Annotated in this window: 16 protein-coding genes; 6 read left to right on the top strand and 10 right to left on the bottom strand. The window is 72.5% G+C overall.

The features are described 5' to 3' along the window. Nucleotides 1–70 precede the first annotated feature (70 nt). Nucleotides 71–1,471 (top strand): FAD-dependent oxidoreductase, encoded by a 1,401-nt coding sequence (locus AB0G20_RS33170; protein WP_361308829.1) that lies wholly within the window; start codon nucleotides 71–73, stop codon nucleotides 1,469–1,471. A 12-nt stretch (nucleotides 1,472–1,483) separates the two neighbouring features. Here the strand turns inward: AB0G20_RS33170 and leuE are convergent, their stop codons facing one another. Continuing rightward, a complete protein-coding gene (gene leuE / locus AB0G20_RS33165; RefSeq protein WP_361308827.1) occupies nucleotides 1,484–2,131 on the bottom strand; it encodes a leucine efflux protein LeuE in 648 nt (215 codons plus the stop codon). Between the two features lie 51 nt (nucleotides 2,132–2,182). Further along, nucleotides 2,183–3,763, bottom strand: coding sequence for a methylmalonyl-CoA mutase family protein (locus AB0G20_RS33160; RefSeq protein ID WP_361308825.1), 1,581 nt, complete (start codon nucleotides 3,761–3,763; stop codon nucleotides 2,183–2,185). 141 nt (nucleotides 3,764–3,904) lie between these two features. On the opposite strand from AB0G20_RS33160, the gene AB0G20_RS33155 reads away from it, so the two are divergent. Further along, nucleotides 3,905–4,753: a L,D-transpeptidase family protein gene (locus AB0G20_RS33155; protein ID WP_361308823.1), complete on the top strand. Its 849-nt coding sequence runs from the start codon at nucleotides 3,905–3,907 to the stop codon at nucleotides 4,751–4,753. Between the two features lie 158 nt (nucleotides 4,754–4,911). On the opposite strand, the gene AB0G20_RS33150 is transcribed toward AB0G20_RS33155, so the two are convergent. From AB0G20_RS33150 to AB0G20_RS33135, 4 genes are all read right to left on the bottom strand, one after another. Continuing rightward, nucleotides 4,912–5,958, bottom strand: a complete 1,047-nt coding sequence (locus AB0G20_RS33150; protein ID WP_361308821.1) for a hypothetical protein — start codon at nucleotides 5,956–5,958, stop codon at nucleotides 4,912–4,914. Further along, the gene (locus AB0G20_RS33145; protein WP_361308913.1) at nucleotides 5,958–6,632 is read right to left on the bottom strand and encodes an RNA polymerase sigma factor; all 675 of its coding nucleotides are present in this window, start codon (nucleotides 6,630–6,632) and stop codon (nucleotides 5,958–5,960) included. Before AB0G20_RS33145 ends, AB0G20_RS33150 begins: the two co-directional genes overlap by 1 nt. A 386-nt stretch (nucleotides 6,633–7,018) precedes the next feature. Continuing rightward, the gene (locus tag AB0G20_RS33140) at nucleotides 7,019–7,822 is read right to left on the bottom strand and encodes a hypothetical protein (protein ID WP_361308819.1); all 804 of its coding nucleotides are present in this window, start codon (nucleotides 7,820–7,822) and stop codon (nucleotides 7,019–7,021) included. Nucleotides 7,823–7,975: 153 nt separating this feature from the next. Continuing rightward, entirely contained in the window at nucleotides 7,976–8,593 is a 618-nt protein-coding gene (locus AB0G20_RS33135; RefSeq protein ID WP_361308817.1) for an RNA polymerase sigma factor, read from the bottom strand. Nucleotides 8,594–8,809: 216 nt separating this feature from the next. Here AB0G20_RS33135 and AB0G20_RS33130 point away from each other — a divergent pair, with 216 nt between their 5' ends. Continuing rightward, on the top strand, nucleotides 8,810–9,982 hold the full coding sequence (locus AB0G20_RS33130; RefSeq protein WP_361308815.1) for an N-acetylmuramoyl-L-alanine amidase: 1,173 nt from the start codon (nucleotides 8,810–8,812) through the stop codon (nucleotides 9,980–9,982). A 2-nt stretch (nucleotides 9,983–9,984) separates the two neighbouring features. On the opposite strand, the gene AB0G20_RS33125 is transcribed toward AB0G20_RS33130, so the two are convergent. The 4 genes from AB0G20_RS33125 to AB0G20_RS33110 all read right to left on the bottom strand — a co-directional run bounded on the left by AB0G20_RS33125 (nucleotide 9,985) and on the right by AB0G20_RS33110 (nucleotide 13,384). Beyond that, entirely contained in the window at nucleotides 9,985–10,380 is a 396-nt protein-coding gene (locus AB0G20_RS33125; RefSeq protein ID WP_361308813.1) for a hypothetical protein, read from the bottom strand. A 155-nt stretch (nucleotides 10,381–10,535) separates the two neighbouring features. Further along, nucleotides 10,536–11,090: a hypothetical protein gene (locus tag AB0G20_RS33120; protein WP_361308811.1), complete on the bottom strand. Its 555-nt coding sequence runs from the start codon at nucleotides 11,088–11,090 to the stop codon at nucleotides 10,536–10,538. 108 nt (nucleotides 11,091–11,198) lie between these two features. Beyond that, a complete protein-coding gene (locus AB0G20_RS33115) occupies nucleotides 11,199–11,705 on the bottom strand; it encodes a hypothetical protein (protein ID WP_361308809.1) in 507 nt (168 codons plus the stop codon). Between the two features lie 95 nt (nucleotides 11,706–11,800). Continuing rightward, complete coding sequence (locus AB0G20_RS33110; protein ID WP_361308911.1) at nucleotides 11,801–13,384, bottom strand: glycoside hydrolase family 20 protein; 1,584 nt, start codon at nucleotides 13,382–13,384, stop codon at nucleotides 11,801–11,803. 290 nt (nucleotides 13,385–13,674) lie between these two features. Between AB0G20_RS33110 and AB0G20_RS33105 the strand changes: the two genes are divergently transcribed. The 3 genes from AB0G20_RS33105 (at nucleotide 13,675) to AB0G20_RS33095 (ending at nucleotide 15,230) form a co-directional block, all read left to right on the top strand. Next, the gene (locus tag AB0G20_RS33105; RefSeq protein ID WP_361308807.1) at nucleotides 13,675–14,169 is read left to right on the top strand and encodes a 2-oxo-4-hydroxy-4-carboxy-5-ureidoimidazoline decarboxylase; all 495 of its coding nucleotides are present in this window, start codon (nucleotides 13,675–13,677) and stop codon (nucleotides 14,167–14,169) included. Between the two features lie 192 nt (nucleotides 14,170–14,361). After that, nucleotides 14,362–14,742, top strand: coding sequence for a succinate dehydrogenase, cytochrome b556 subunit (gene sdhC, locus AB0G20_RS33100; protein WP_031107855.1), 381 nt, complete (start codon nucleotides 14,362–14,364; stop codon nucleotides 14,740–14,742). 5 nt (nucleotides 14,743–14,747) lie between these two features. Then, nucleotides 14,748–15,230: a succinate dehydrogenase hydrophobic membrane anchor subunit gene (locus AB0G20_RS33095; RefSeq protein ID WP_107455798.1), complete on the top strand. Its 483-nt coding sequence runs from the start codon at nucleotides 14,748–14,750 to the stop codon at nucleotides 15,228–15,230. The last annotated feature ends 3 nt before the right edge of the window (nucleotides 15,231–15,233 follow it).

Below are 15,233 nucleotides of genomic sequence, written 5' to 3'. Positions count from 1 at the left end.
GACAACTTAACACCGTTAAGGCAATCCTCTGAAACGAAGCTACTTAACAGCGTTAAGGAGAGGGTGGCTGATGGACACGGACGTGCTGGTGGTAGGAGCGGGCCCGACGGGCCTGGCACTCGGTATCGACCTCGCCCGGCGGGGCGTGGCCGCGCTGGTCGTCGAGCGGGCGGAGGCGTTGTTCCCCGGCTCGCGCGGCAAGGGGATCCAGCCGCGCACGATGGAGGTCTTCGACGACCTGGGCGTGCTCGACGCGATCCGGGCGGCGGGCGGCCGCTATCCGGTGGGGACGATCTGGCAGGACGGCAGGCGGGCCGGTGAGCACCGGATGTTCGACGCCGCCGAGCCGACCGAGGACGCGCCGTACACCGAGCCGTGGATGGTGCCGCAGTGGCGCACGCAGCAGATCCTGCGGGCGCGGCTGGAGGAGCTGGGCGGGGAGGTGGCCTTCGGCCGGGAGGTCGTCGGTCTGACGCAGGACGAGAACGGGGTGCGCGCGGAGTTCGTCTCGGGCGAGGTCGTCACCGCCCGGTACGCCGTGGCGGCGGACGGCGGCCGCTCGACCGTGCGCAGGCTGCTCGGCATCGGCATGGCGGGCGAGACCGTCGACCCGAACCCGACGCTGGTGGCGGACGTCCGGATCAGCGGCCTGGACCGGGACAACTGGCACGTCTTCCCGCCCGGTGAGGGCGACGGCTTCCTCGCGATCTGCCCGCTGTCCGGCACCGAGGACTTCCAGCTGGTGGCGCAGTTCCCGGAAGGGACGGCCCCGGACCTCTCCCTGGAGGGCATCCGGAAGGTCGTCGCCGCCCGCACGCACCTCTCGCCGGAGTCCGTGACGGAGCTGCGCTGGGCCTCGGACTTCCGCCCCCGGGCCGCCCTCGCGGACCGCTTCCGCTCCGGGCGGGTCTTCCTCGCCGGCGACGCGGCGCACGTGCACTCCCCCGCCGGCGGCCAGGGCCTCAACACCAGCGTCCAGGACGCCTACAACCTGGGCTGGAAGCTGGGCGCGGTGCTGCGGGACGGCGCGGACGCGGCCCTGCTCGACTCCTACGAGGAGGAGCGCCGGCCCGTCGCCGCCGATGTGCTCGGGCTGTCCACCCGTGTGCACCGCGGCGAGACCCGGCGCGGCGAGGCGACCCGCCAACTCGGCCTCGGCTACCGGCAGTCGCCGCTCACCCGCGAGACCCGGACCACCCCGGGCCCGCTCCGGGCGGGCGACCGCGCACCCGACGGGACGGTGGCCGGCGTCCGGCTCTTCGACGCGTTCCGCGGCCCGCACTGGACCCTGCTGGCCCTGGGGGACGCGCAGACACCGGACCTCGGCGCGCGGATCCCGGTCGTACGCGGCCCCGCGCCCGGAACGTACGGGCCCGGCCTGTACCTCGTCCGCCCCGACGGCTACGTCGGCTGGGCGGGGGACACGGCGGCCGGACTCCCGGACTACCTGGCCCGCTTCGGCCGGCGCTGACGAGCGCGTGCGCTACGAACTCGCCAGCGACAGCTTCACGGCGAACCCCAGGAACAGCGCACCCGCCGCCGAGGTCGCCCCGGCCGACAGGCGCCTGCGGCGGCGGAAGGCGGCGGCCAGCCTGGTGCCGCCGAATATCAGCGCGCTGAGGTAGAGCACGCTGGCGAGCTGGGCGAGGGAGCCGAGGACGACGAAGGACAGGGCGGGGTAGGCGTACCCCGGGTCCACGAACTGCACGAAGAAGGCGACGAAGAAGAGGATCGCCTTGGGGTTGAACAGGCTGACGACGAAGGCACGGCGGAAGGGCCGCTCCTCGGCGGGCGCGGGGGCCTCACCACCGGCGGTCCGCTCCCCGCGCGTCCGCCACATGCCCCACGCGGCCCGCAGCATGCCGATGGCCAGCCAGGTCAGATATCCGGCCCCCGCGTACTTCACGAGGGCGAACAGCACGGCGTTCGCCTGGAGCAGCGAGGCGACTCCGGCCGCGGACAGAGTCATCAACACCGTGTCCCCGCACCAGACTCCGGCAGCGGCGGTGTACCCGGCTCGCACGCCACGGCGGGCGGCCACGGACAGCACGTACAGCGAGTTGGGGCCGGGCAGCAGGACGATCAGCACCAGGCCCGCCAGGTAGGTGGGCAGATCGATGACACCGAACATGAGAATGAGTGTCGCACGGGGGTCTGACATCCCCACCCCGGCTGTCCGCGGTCAGAAGACGTCGGACGGGACGTACGCCCCCCACACGTCGCGCAGTGCGTTGCAGACCTCTCCGACGGTGGCCCGGGCGCGCAGGGCGTCCTTCATGGGGTAGAGGACGTTGTCGTCGCCCTCGGCGGCCTTCTTCAGCGCGGTCAGGGCGGCGTCGACGGCCGGCTGGTCGCGCTGGGCGCGCAGTGCGGCCAGGCGTTCGGCCTGCCGGGCCTCGATGGCGGGGTCGACGCGCAGCGGCTCGTAGGGGTCTTCCTCGTCGAGCTGGAAGCGGTTGACGCCGACGACGACGCGTTCGCCGGAGTCGGTCTCCTGGGCGATGCGGTAGGCGTTGCGCTCGATCTCGTTCTTCTGGAAGCCGCGTTCGATGGCGGCCACCGCGCCGCCGAGTTCCTCGACCTTGGCCATCAGCTCCACCGCCGCGGCCTCGACGTCGTCGGTCATCTTCTCGATCACGTACGAGCCCGCGAACGGGTCCACCGTGGCCGTGACATCGGTTTCGTAGGCGAGGACCTGCTGGGTGCGCAGGGCCAGGCGGGCGGACCTGTCGGTGGGCAGGGCGATGGCCTCGTCGAAGGAGTTGGTGTGCAGCGACTGCGTCCCGCCCAGGACCGCCGCCAGGCCCTGCACCGCGACCCGGACCAGGTTCACCTCCGGCTGCTGCGCGGTCAGCTGCACCCCCGCCGTCTGCGTGTGGAAGCGCAGCATCAACGACTTGGGGTTCCTCGCCCCGAACTCCTCGCGCATCACCCGCGCCCAGACCCGGCGCGCGGCACGGAACTTGGCGACCTCCTCCAGGATCGTGGTGCGCGCCACGAAGAAGAACGACAGGCGCGGAGCGAAGTCGTCCACGTCCATGCCCGCCGCGACGGCGGTGCGCACGTACTCGATGCCGTCGGCCAGGGTGAAGGCGATCTCCTGCGCCGGGGAGGCACCCGCCTCGGCCATGTGGTAGCCGGAGATCGAGATGGTGTTCCAGCGCGGGATCTCGGCCCGGCAGTACTTGAAGATGTCCGCGGTCAGCCGCAGCGACGGCTTCGGCGGGAAAATGTAGGTGCCCCGGGCGATGTACTCCTTCAGCACATCGTTCTGGATCGTGCCCGTCAGCTGCTCCGCCCCGACCCCCTGCTCCTCGGCGACCAGCTGGTACATCAGCAGCAGCAGAGCCGCAGGCGCGTTGATCGTCATCGACGTCGACACCTGGTCCAGCGGGATCCCGCCGAACAGCACCCGCATGTCCTCGACGGAATCGACGGCCACACCCACCTTGCCGACCTCACCGTGCGCGATCGCCGCATCGGAGTCATGACCCATCTGCGTCGGCAGATCGAACGCCACCGACAACCCCGTCGTGCCATGAGCGATCAACTGCCGGTAGCGGGCATTGGACTCACTCGCCGTACCGAAACCGGCGTACTGGCGCATCGTCCACGGACGGCCCGTGTACATCGACGGATACACACCCCGCGTGTACGGAAACGCCCCCGGCTCCCCCAGCTTCTCCACCGGATCGAAGCCATCGAGCACCTCCGGCCCGTAGACCGGCTCGATCGGCAGTCCGGACTCCGACTCACGCGCCATGGTGGTTTGCCTCCCGCAGAGCAGTGACCTCGCTCACCCACCATGCCCCCTGGTTCGCGGCGGGTCACGCCCGGGGAACATCTCAGGTGACATCCGGGCACACCGGTGAGACGAGCGGGGGGCCGTGTGCGTACCACGGGCATGGGGAGAGCATTCGTGGCGGGACTCGCCGTGGTGGCCGCGCTGACCGGCTGCACGGTGCAGGCTCCCGAGGGCGAGGGGAAACGCCGCTCGCCGGTGCACATCGAGCTGCCCAGCAGCACTCCGTCCCCGGACCGCACGCCCGCCGGAGGCGGCGACGAGCCGAGCGCCGCGCCGGCGCCGGACGACGACAAGCCCAGTGCCGCTCCCGCCCCGCCCCGCGTCCTGTGGTCCCGCGGCGCCACCGGCCGGGACGTCCGGGAGCTCCAGGCCCGGCTGCGGCAGGTCGCCTGGCTGTTCGAGGGGCCGACCGGGACGTACGGCGAACAGACGGAGCGGGCGGTCAGCGGGTTCCAGGGCAAGCGCGGGCTGCCGCGCACCGGGAAGACCGACGCCGTCACCTGGCAGCGGCTGGTGCGCATGACGCGCGAGCCGGGCCGGTGGGACCTGTACCTGATGGGCGGCCAGCAGGCCGACCCGCCGGACGCGCGCTGCCGCAGCGGCCGGGTGCTGTGCATCGACAAGACCAGCAGGACACTGCGCTGGATGATCGACGGGCGGACCGTGTCGACAATGGCGGTCCGCTTCGGCTCGCGGGGCACACCGACTCGGGAGGGCGTCTTCTCCGTCTACTGGAAGTCCCGCGACCACGTCTCGACGCTCTACGACTCGCCCATGCCCTACGCGATGTTCTTCAGCGGCGGCCAGGCCGTGCACTTCTCGGCGGACTTCGCCGCCCGGGGCTACGCGGGCGCCTCGCACGGCTGCGTCAACGTACGGGACGAGGCTGCGATCGCCGAGCTGTACGCGCAGGTCCGCAACGGCGACAAGGTCGTCGTGTCCTGGTGACAGCGGGGAGGGGAAGTGTGGGGCGCGGGCGGGACCGGGGGAACGTGTCCCGCCCGCGCTCAGGTGCACGAGCCGTAGGTACGGGGGGAACCCCGGCTCTGTGCGACAGCCGATGACCAGTCGGCTCACTTGTTACTGCGCCCGGGCGGCCGAAAACGTCACACCCTCGGCCAGGTGATTTTCACGGAGTGCGAAACCGCAGGTCGCAGCGGTGCGAGAGAGCTCCGGAGCCGGTCACGGTCCGCGTCCTCATCGTCGTCGGCCCGCTTCTCGGCCGTCCGGCCGGCCTTCCGCTCGGCCTTGTCCCGCTTCCGGTCCCGGTTGCTGTCCCGGTCCGTGCCCTTGCCCTGGTGACGGCCCTTGTCCGCGTGGTCGTCGTTCCTGCGCTCCCCCGAGCGGGGGTCGGCCTCGGACAGGACACCCTTGCAGTACTTCCACGCCCTGAGACCGCCCGCCGCGTCCCGCAGGGCGCGCCTGCGGTCGGGGTCCAGCCGCCTTCCGTCGCGGAGGTCGCGGCAGGCGGAGGTGATCTCCCTGCGGTGGTCGCCGGAGCGGTCCTTCCGGTCGTCCGGCTTCGGGGCCGCGTCGTCGCGCTCCTCGTCCCGCCCCTGGGCACCGGCCCCGCCCGTCGAGGTGTCGCCCTGGGCGCCGTCGGAGGTCGAGCCGCCCTGCGCGGCGTCGCTCGGCGTGGGCGACACCAGCGGGCGTTCCGGATGAGTGACGGAGGCCGAGACGGAGGCGCCGGGGTTGGGTTCGTCGCCGCCGAACGGCGCCTTCAGGACTCCGGTTCCGGCCGCGAGGGCGACCCCACCGGCCATGCCGACGGCCAGCACGGCGGTCAGGGCGAGGCGGGCGGGACGGGCCCAGCGGGGCCGCCGAGCGATGACGGTGCCGCTGCCGCCGGGGGTTCCGATACGGACCAGCCCTGCGTCGGCGGCCTCGGCCGCGTCCTGTCCGCCGGTGGCCGCACGGGCCGTTGCCGCGTCGGCGCGTTCCGCGCGGGCCTTGCGGAAAGCGGCCACCGCGGCGGCCTCGCCGGGGAGTTCATCGCTGGTCAGCGGGGGTGTGGCGGACAGCGCGCCGAGGGTCCTGGCGAGGTGTTCGGCCTGGTCCCGGCCGGCGCCGTCGACAGCTCCGAGTGGCTCTCCGCTCAGCAAGCGCTCCGCCGTTTCGCGGTCCAGCCACCTGTACTGCTCGTCGGCCATCACACATCCTTCTGCGTCCGCGCAACGCTGTGCGTCACACGTGCGGACGTCACGGCACCGCCGCGCGGTTCTCGCTGGGGCGGCAGGGCGTCGAGCACCCCGGCCGATTCCGGATCGGCCTGCGGGTCGTCGCCGAGCAGTTCGGCGAGCCGCTTCAGGCCCCGGTGCGCCGCCGTGCGGACCGCGCCCGGGCGCTTGCCGAGCGTCTCGGCGGCGGTCTTCGCGTCGAGTCCCACCACCACGCGCAGCACGACCGCCTCGGCCTGATCCTGCGGCAGCCGGGAGATCAGGGAGAACGTGCCGTCGGTGGCGAGCGCCTCGATGGCCTCGCCGGCGGTGTCCGACGCGGCGGCCCGGCCGGTCAGCTCGGTCTCGTCACCGCCGATCGCGGGCCGGCGCCCGCGCATGCGTATGTGGTCCAGCGCGCGGTTGCGGGCGATCCGGGCGGCCCAGCCGCGGAACCGGTCCGCGTCGCCGGTGAACCGCTCCAGATCGCGGGCTATCTGAAGCCACGCCTCGGACGTCACGTCCTCGGCGTCGGGGTCGCCGACCAGTGTCCGTACGTACCCGAGCAGCCGCGGATGCACGGTGCGGTAGACAGTCCGGAACGCGTTCTCGTCTCCGTCCTGTGCCGCACGTACCGCGGCGGTCAGCTCCGCGTCGTCCCCCAGCACCGCGCGCCCTTCTGCGCCTAAACCGGCGCCGCTTTCGCGGACCGGGTTCTCGCCGTTGTGGTTGCTCAATTGTTGGTTGCGGTTACCAGCCCGCAGGTGGTTGCGGTGGCCCTACCGCCTCCGCGTTGGCGCGAATGGCACGTTACGACCTGAAACCACTCCCCGTCCATGTCCGTCCGCGATGCAACTAAGCCGTGACGCGGTGGGGTGTGACAGAAAACGCACCCTGGGCGCTGTAGGGAGTACGGGCCGCCGCGCGGCCCGTGCCGCGCGACGGCCGGGGCCTCTCCTGTGGGGGGTGGCGGCCTCGGCCGTTGCCATGGCGGGTGCCGGCGCACGGGCGGAATCGCCCCGGCGGTCACGGGCGCCGTTCGCGGAATCCTCTGCTACTGACGGCCGTTGGGCTGGGAGCGCTTGCCCTCGCTCCGGCCCTGGCCCGTGCCGTTGTCCGGCCCGCCGCCCGCACCGTCGTTCGCGGCGGGAGTGTTCTCGTCCTTGGCGGGGTCGTCGTTCCCCGCGCCACCGCTGTCGTCCTTGGCGGGGTCGTCGTTCCCCGCGTCACCGCTCTCGCCCTTCGGCTCGTCCAGCCGGTCGGCGCAGAACGCCGTGACGTTCCTCTCACCGTCCGCGGCGGCCACGAGACGCTGCCAGGCCGTCGCCTCCATGGCCTTGCCGCGTCGCCCGGCCTGCTCGTAGGCGCGGCAGTGGGCCTCGGTGTCCTGGGCGGGGGCCGGCCGGTCCGGGTGGGCCGGGGCCGAGCCGGTGCCGGTGCCGGGGCTGTTGCTGCCGCGCGGAGGCGTCGCCGCCGGGTCGTGGGGGGCGCTGCTCGGGGCGGGCCGGCGCTCGGGGGCGTCCTTCGTGCCGTCCTCCGGCGATCCCGCCACGCCGATCGCCGCCACCGCGACACCGCCCAGCGTGAGACTGGCGAGCAGCACGGAGAGCGTCGTCTTCAGGGACCGCCCCAGGTAGCGCCGCTCCCGGGCACTCCAGTCGTCCCGGCGGCGGGTGCGCGTGCGCAGGGCCCCGGCGTCCCGGGCTGCCCGGAAGGCGGCCACGGCCCGCTGCTCGGCCTCGGCGTCGACACCGTCCCGGACGAGGGAGGCGACGATCAGCGCCTCCACGTCGGAGTCGAGGAGGGCGTGCCGGGAACCACGGCCGGAAAGCCCGCCGTCGCTCTGCCGTTCACCCATGTCCGTTTCCGTCCCTGCTCGATCCGATCGATCCGTCTGTTCCGCCTGTGCCGGCCGGCCCGCCGGGTCCCAGTACGTCCCGCCGGTCCGCCCTGTTCAGAGCGCCGAGTCCGCGCGCCCCGCCCGGGCCGTCCGCGAAACCGCCGGTTCCGCTCACGTCGACTCACCCAGCGTCCGGGGAGCCTCATCCGTCACACTCTCCGCGCCCAACTGCCCGGCGAGGCGTTTCAGGCCCCGGTAGGCGGCCGTGCGTACCGCACCCGGGCGCTTGCCCAGGACCCGCGCGGCGGCCGGGCCGTCGAGACCGACCACGACGCGCAGCAGCACGGCCTCGGCCTGGTCGCGCGGCAGGCCCCGGACCAGCTCCAGGGCGTGCTCGGTGGAGATGGTCTCCAGCGCCTGGTCGTGCGTGCTCTGCGGTCCGGGCAGTTCCAGGACGTCCTGTTCCAGCGCGGACGACCGGGGCCGTACCCGCTGCCGGCGCAGGTGGTCCAGCGCCCGGTGCCGGGCGATGGTCGCCGTCCAGCCGCGGAAGCCGGCCCCGTCACCCCGGAACCGCCCGAGGTCCCGGGCGATCTCCAGCCAGGCGTCGGACGCCACGTCCTCCGCGTCGTCCCCGACCAGGCCGCGCAGATAGCCGAACAGTCCGGGCTGCACGAGGCGGTAGGCGACCGCGAAGGCCGCCTCGTCACCCTGCTGGGCCCGCGCGACGGCCGCACCCAGTTCCCCGTCGTACGCCTGCCCGCGCCGGGGTTCCGTTCCCTGACCCAAGTACCGTCCTCGTCCGTGCCGGGTGCGCGCCCTCCCACGCTCATCAGCGCCGTTCCGCGCGGAAGTGTCACAGCGCGTCAGGCGTCGGGCGCCCACGACCGTTCGGGTCAACCCGCCCCGCCGTCCTCGGGAGCCCGGCCCCGCAGAGGTTTCGGCCAAGTGACGTACCGGGGAGCTCTGCTCGCGATGCCACCGCCCACGAAAGGCGAGCGCCGTATGACACCCCGCCTCCTGCGCACCGCCGTCGCCACCGCTCTGGCCCTCGGTGCCCTCGGTCTGACCCAGCCCGCCCGGGCCGTCTCCTCGGACGGTGTGCACACCGTCCGGGTGCCGGACGGCGACCCTCACGAACGGTCCCTCGCCCCGCGCACCACCGAGCCGTTCAGCCTGGTCGGTGTCACCTGGGACGACCCGGACGCGACCCTGGACGGCACCGTCCAGGTGCGCACCCGCTCCCGGGAGAGCGGCACGTGGAGCGCGTGGCGCCCCCTGGAGACGGACGTCCGTACGCCCGAGACCGGCCCGGAACGCGACCGGGCCGGTGTGCGCGGCAGCACCCAGCCGCTGTGGACCGGGCCCTCGGACGGCGTCCAGGTGCGCGTGTCGGGCTCGCGCCTGCCGGCGGGGCTGCGCGTCGACCTGGTCGATCCCGAGGCCGGGTCGGAGAGCGTGCACACCGCGCCCGTCGAACCGGACGCCGTCGGGCCGGCCGCCGGGCCGCGCGCGGCCGAGCGTCCCGCCGTGACGTCGCGCTCCGCCTGGGGCGCCGACGAGTCCCTGGTGAAGGATCCGCCCACCTACACCGGCGACACCAAGGCGCTGTTCGTCCACCACACGGCGGGCACCAACGACTACGCCTGCTCCGAGTCGGCGTCGATCGTGCGCGGCGTGTTCCTCTACCACGTGAAGAGCAACGGCTGGAACGACATCGGCTACCACTTCCTCGTCGACAAGTGCGGCACCGTCTTCGAGGGCCGTGCGGGCGGCATCGACAAGCCCGTCCTCGGCGCGCACACCTACGGGTTCAACACCGCCACCAGCAGCGTCTCGGTGCTCGGCGACTACTCCACGGCGGCCACGAACGCCGCCGTGCGGGAGTCGGTCGCGAAGGTCGCGGCGTGGAAGCTCGGCCTCTACGGCCTCGACCCGACCGGGACGGTCGTGCTGACCTCCGGTGCCGACAACGGCAAGTACAAGCTGGGTCAGAAGGTGACCTTCCACCGCATCTCCGGCCACCGCGACGGCTATCCGACCGAATGCCCCGGGCAGCACCTCTACGACGACCTGCCCGAGATCCGCACCCTGGCCGCGAACGCCGCCAAGCCGGCCGAGGCCGCTCAGGAACCGCCCGGGCCCCGGGACGAGGACGAGGACCTGCTCCCGCGCTGACGCTACCGCCGGGACTCGGTGCCCACCGCGTCCCGGCACAGCAGCCGCAGCGATCCATGACCGGCGTAGCAGCGGCGGGCCTCGTCGATGGGGTCCCACAGGCGCCCGTCGGGGGTGCGCAGCCAGTGGTCGCCGCCGGTCGCCCACCACTCGGCGCCGGTCTGACGCGCCATCACCTCACCGGCATAGGCGCCGAAGCCGCGCAGCACTGCCTCGACGGCGGCGTAGGGCGCTCCCTCCCGTCGTATCCCCTCGATCATCCGGTCGATGCTCCACAGGCTCTGCGCCGAGTAGTCGAGGCGCAGTCGTGCTCCCTCGCGCATCGTCGCCACTGTGTCCGCCGCCCACCGCAACGGCTTCGCAGCCGCCGATGGCCTGGTCTCCGCTTGAGTCGTCACATCCCGGAAAGCGCTGCGGCGAAGCGTTTCGTCACCCGGAATCGGCGACTTCCCCGAAGCGGCGCAGGACCGCCCCACCTCGCGCAAGGGACAGTCACAGGACCCTTCCAGGAGCCGGGTTTAGGCCGCTCAGGGCCGTAGGCGGGCGCCGCCCTTCAGCTCTGTTGCCGATTCCGGCGGGACACCACCGCGCGCAGGACCCGCCGCCCCTCCACCGACACCTCCAGCGCCCGGCGCAGCCCGGCCGGGCCGTGTCCGGCCAGGACCTCCAGGACGGTGATCTGGCGGCGAAGTTCGGCGGCGACGAGGGGTGACATGCCGTCCGTACGGCCCTCGCGGCGGGAGTCGACGGACGAGGCCTCGTCCTCGGTGGTGTCCAGGAGCCGGTGGATCTGGAGGGAGGCGACGGAGCAGGCGTCGGCCCACACCCGGACCCCCGCGGCGGACCGCTCGGCGGGAGCGGCCTCGAGCATCCGGTGGGCGAGCACGACCGCCTCGTCCCCGGCGCCGGCCGCGTCCAGCTTGCCGCGCGCCTGCTCCAGCCGCTCGCCCCATTCACCGGCACCGGCGCCGTCGCTGAGGCTCGCCCACACCGGCCGCAGGATCTCGTCGTCGCCGCCCAGCAGGGGCACGCACCGATCCAAACAAGCCAGCCCGCTCGCGGCCAGCCCGCGCTCGTCGGCCTGTGCGATCAACTCCACCAGGCTCATCCACGCCTCCCTCCGCGGGCCGTCTCCGGGGCCCGATCAGGCCGCTGCCAGCCCTCACCCCTCACGGAACCCGCACTTCCCCTTACTGCGTGCGACGGCCCCGGAGTGTCACAGGGGGACCACGCCCAGTCTGTCGAGGAAGCGGAACAAGAGGTTTTCGGCCAGGGGATCGGGGTCTGACGTGAGTACGTCCACCAGGGCGTCGGCGTTCACTTCGCACCCGGCCTCGGCGGCCCAGCGCACGGCCCGCTCGGCGGCGTCGCCGGGTTCCAGGAAGTAGTCCTCCAGCGTGAGGCCCTCCCGGCCCGCCCCCAGGTACCCGGCCATGGCGGAGCGCGCGAGGCAGGTCGTCCACGCCCCGCTCTCCGGAGCAGCGGCCTCCAGCACCACGCACTCGCTGTTCATGACGTACCCGAAGAGCGCGGGCGCCCCGGTCTCCCGGGCGAGGGCGTTCATGTTCCCGATGTCGCCGTCGCTGCTCGGGTACTCCCACACCTGCCATCCGCCCGGCGCCGAGGCGCGCTGCGTCGGACCGTCCCCGGCCGACGCCAGCGCCTCCAGCTCCGGCAGCGGCCGCTCCCCCCGGCCGACGACGAAGTATCCCCAGTAGCCCATGTCCCGGTTCCCCCCGGCATATTCGATGCTGCTCGCGTCAGAAGACCACCACAGCCGTACGGGAGTTCGCAGCCGTATGAGCCAATTCCTGCCGGTCAGCCGAGCCTGTCCGCCAGTGCCCGGAACTCCGCCCAGGACAGCTCGGGCCGGTCCGGGTCCCACAGCTTCTGGACGGTCGCCCGCAGCGGCATCCGGATCCCGGCCGCCACCTGGTCCTGCGTCTGGGAGTTCGCGAGGTCGCACCACACGGCGAAGGACCCGCCGAGGATCTGGCCGTCGTAGCGCGCCGGCACGGCCGCGGTGCCGCGCAGCACCCGCGGCGTCCACTGCTCGTAGATCCGCTGCCCCGTCGGGTAGACGAAGGTCTGCGGCTCGCCGAGCACGTAGTACAGGAACTCGTCGTTGTAGTTGATCACCTTGCGGCCCGCCTGGAGGTACTCCAGGGGCGCCCGGGCGCCGATCTCCTTGCCGGTCCAGTAGGCGACCTGGATGTCCTTGGCGGCCTGCACGGAGGTGCCGCGGAAGAAGCCGTCGTTCCAGGCGCGGGGGACGCGCTGATGCTTGCGGACGGTGTCGGCACGGTCGTTCAGCCAGCCGGTCGCGAGGTCGGCGACCGTCGCGCCGGAGCCGTACTTCTCGCGGGCGGCGGTGGCCAGCTGCGGGAACGACGCCTCCGGATTCGACCGGGTCAGCGCCTGGTACTCGTCGCCGCCGAGGTGCCACGGCCCGCCGGGGAAGAGGTCCGCGTACTCGTTGAGCAGGTCGTCGACGATCTCGGCGCTCTCGGCCTTGGAGATGTCGATGGCGCCCTGCACCGCCGACCCCTGCGCGCTGCGCAGCTGCAGGTCGGGGTGGGCGTCGAGGACCGCGCCGAGGTGCCCGGGCGAGTCGATCTCGGGCACGATCGTGATGTGCCGGCTGCGCGCGAGGTCGATGATCTTCCGCACCTGCGCCTTGGTCAGATGCTCCTGGGACACGATCTCGGGATGCGAGGACGACTCGATCCGGAATCCCTGGTCGTCGGAGAAGTGCAGCCCCAGCTGGTTGAACTTCAGATCGCCCAGCTCCCGGATCCGGTCCTCGATCCAGCCGGCCGTGAAGGGCTTGCGCGCGATGTCCAGCATGAACCCGCGCTGCGGCTTGGCCGGCTCGTCCTTCACGACCCCCTCGGGCGCCGTACCGCCGTCGTGGGTCTCCTGCTTCAGGGTGCGGGTGCCGTAGAAGACACCCGCGTCGGACGGCCCGTTGATCTCCGCCCGCCCGTCGCGCACGGTCATCACGTACGACTCCGGGTTCGCGCCCTCGTCGCTGTTCAGCGCCAGCCGCAGGTCCCCGGCCCGCTTGTCGCCCTTCTCGCCCGCGTACGCCATGCCCAGCTCGCCGGCGACGAGCCTCCCCTCGTCGGCCAGCGCCGGGTCGTCCACGACCACCCGGTTGCCCCTCTCGGGGCGCCAGCCCGGGCCGCGCGCCGGCTCGTGGTCGCGCACGGCGGGGATGGTGCGGGGCGCCTCGGACAAGGGGTAGGAGCGGGTCGGGCTGGGGGTCGCGTCCGGGGGCGCGGCCGCGGTGGCCCCCTGTGAGGCTCTGGCCTGCGAGCCCGTGGACCCGCCGTCACCGTCCGAGGCTGCCCAGAGCCCAAGACTCACCCCGGCCCCGACCACGACCAGGGCTACAGCCATGGCCACGACCAGCACCTGCCGCTGTTTCTCCTGCTTCGCCGAAGTCCGGCGCCTGTGCTGACTCACACGGCCAACCTAAAACCCGAGACCGTCCGGCGCGCGTCCACCACGCGTGCCGAAACTCTCTCTCCCGGGTGAAATTCAGGTATCTCTCGGACACGTCATGGTCGTACTCGATAGCGTGACGTCACATCTCTCACAACTCGCCCTGCCGACACACGTGACGCCCACGAGGACCCACGCTGCCTGCGCACCGTCTCCCAGATCTCCCCGGCCGGCTCGCCATACCGGTGGAGCACTTCAACGCAGCCTCCGCACAGGAGCTGGAGCAGGCCCTCCTCTCCTGCCTGCGCAGCCTCCGCTGGGCCCGGCGCGTCGCGGACCACCGCCCCTACCCGGACCTGGACTCGCTGCTGGCCGCCGCGGACGAGGCGGCCTACGACCTGACCTGGCCCGACCTCACGGAAGCACTGGCGGCCGAGTCCCTGCCCACGCTCCCGCCGGACACCTACTCCGCGGCCCACACCGCCCTCAGCGCGGCCCACGCCGCCTATGAGGCCCGTTTCGGGCACGTGTTCGTCATCTGCCTGGACGGTGTCTCCCCGTCCGAGACCCTGGACCGCCTCCTCGAAGCCATCCGGTCACGATTGACGAACGATCCGGAAGAAGAGCGGGTGGTCGTGGCCGACGAACTCCGGCGCCTGGCGAGCGGGCGGCTGGTCAGTGCCCTCAGGGACGCGGGGAACTGCGCGAACAACCACAGCGCACCCGCACCCGGCAGATAACAGGACACCCCACCCCAGAAGCCGTTTCCGCTAGCCCGTACGCATGCCAGTTTGATCACACAGCCAGACCCCGGCGCAGCCCGGCGGCAGCACATCGCTACGATGCTGGGGGCCGGTGGACCGTACCCGGCCGGGCCCGACCGACACACCAAGCCGGCGCGGCCCCAATCCCCGCTCCCGGAGGAAACTTCCGTGCCGGCTGGAACGCTGTACCGCGGCCGGGAAGGAATGTGGTCCTGGGTGGCTCATCGAGTCACCGGCGTCCTCATCTTCTTCTTCCTGTTCGTCCACGTGCTGGACACCGCCCTCGTCCGCGTGTCCCCTGAGGCCTACGACACCGTCGTGGCCACGTACAAGACGCCGATCGTCGCGCTGCTGGAGTACGGCCTCGTCGCCGCCATCCTCTTCCACGCGCTCAACGGCCTGCGTGTCATCGCCGTCGACTTCTGGATCAAGGGCGCCCGCTACCAGAAGCAGATGCTCTGGACCGTCGTCGCCCTGTGGGTCGTGCTGATGCTCGGGGCGATCTACCCCGTCCTCGGCCACGCCGCTCGTGAACTCTTCGGGAGCTGACGCCAATGTCCACGTCTGAGAAGACCGCCGCCGGCGTCGGCCCCGTCGAGGGTGGCGCCGTCTACACCGTCGACAACCCGGCGCCCTTCATCGAAGCCCCGCGCCAGCGCACCAAGAAGACCCCGAAGACCACCCGGGGCAACTTCGAGCTGGCGGCCTGGCTGTTCATGCGCCTGTCCGGCGTGGTGCTGGTCGTGCTGGTCCTCGGCCACCTGCTGATCCAGCTCGTGCTGGACGGCGGCGTCTCCAAGATCGGTTTCGCCTTCGTGGCGGGCCGCTGGGCGTCCCCGTTCTGGCAGGTCTGGGACCTGCTGATGCTGTGGCTCGCCATGCTGCACGGCGCCAACGGCCTGCGCACGGTCATCAACGACTACGCGGAGCGCGCGAACACCCGGCTGTGGCTCAAGGGCCTGCTCTACACCGCCACGGTGTTCACCATCCTGCTGGGCACGCTGGTGATCTTCACCTTCGACCCGAACATCCGCTAGGCA

This window comes from Streptomyces sp. NPDC024017, from assembly GCF_040638895.1.
GTDB lineage: Bacteria > Actinomycetota > Actinomycetes > Streptomycetales > Streptomycetaceae > Streptomyces.
The sequence above is the reverse complement of the archived record's forward strand: the minus strand, read 5'-3'. Positions and strand labels throughout refer to the sequence as shown.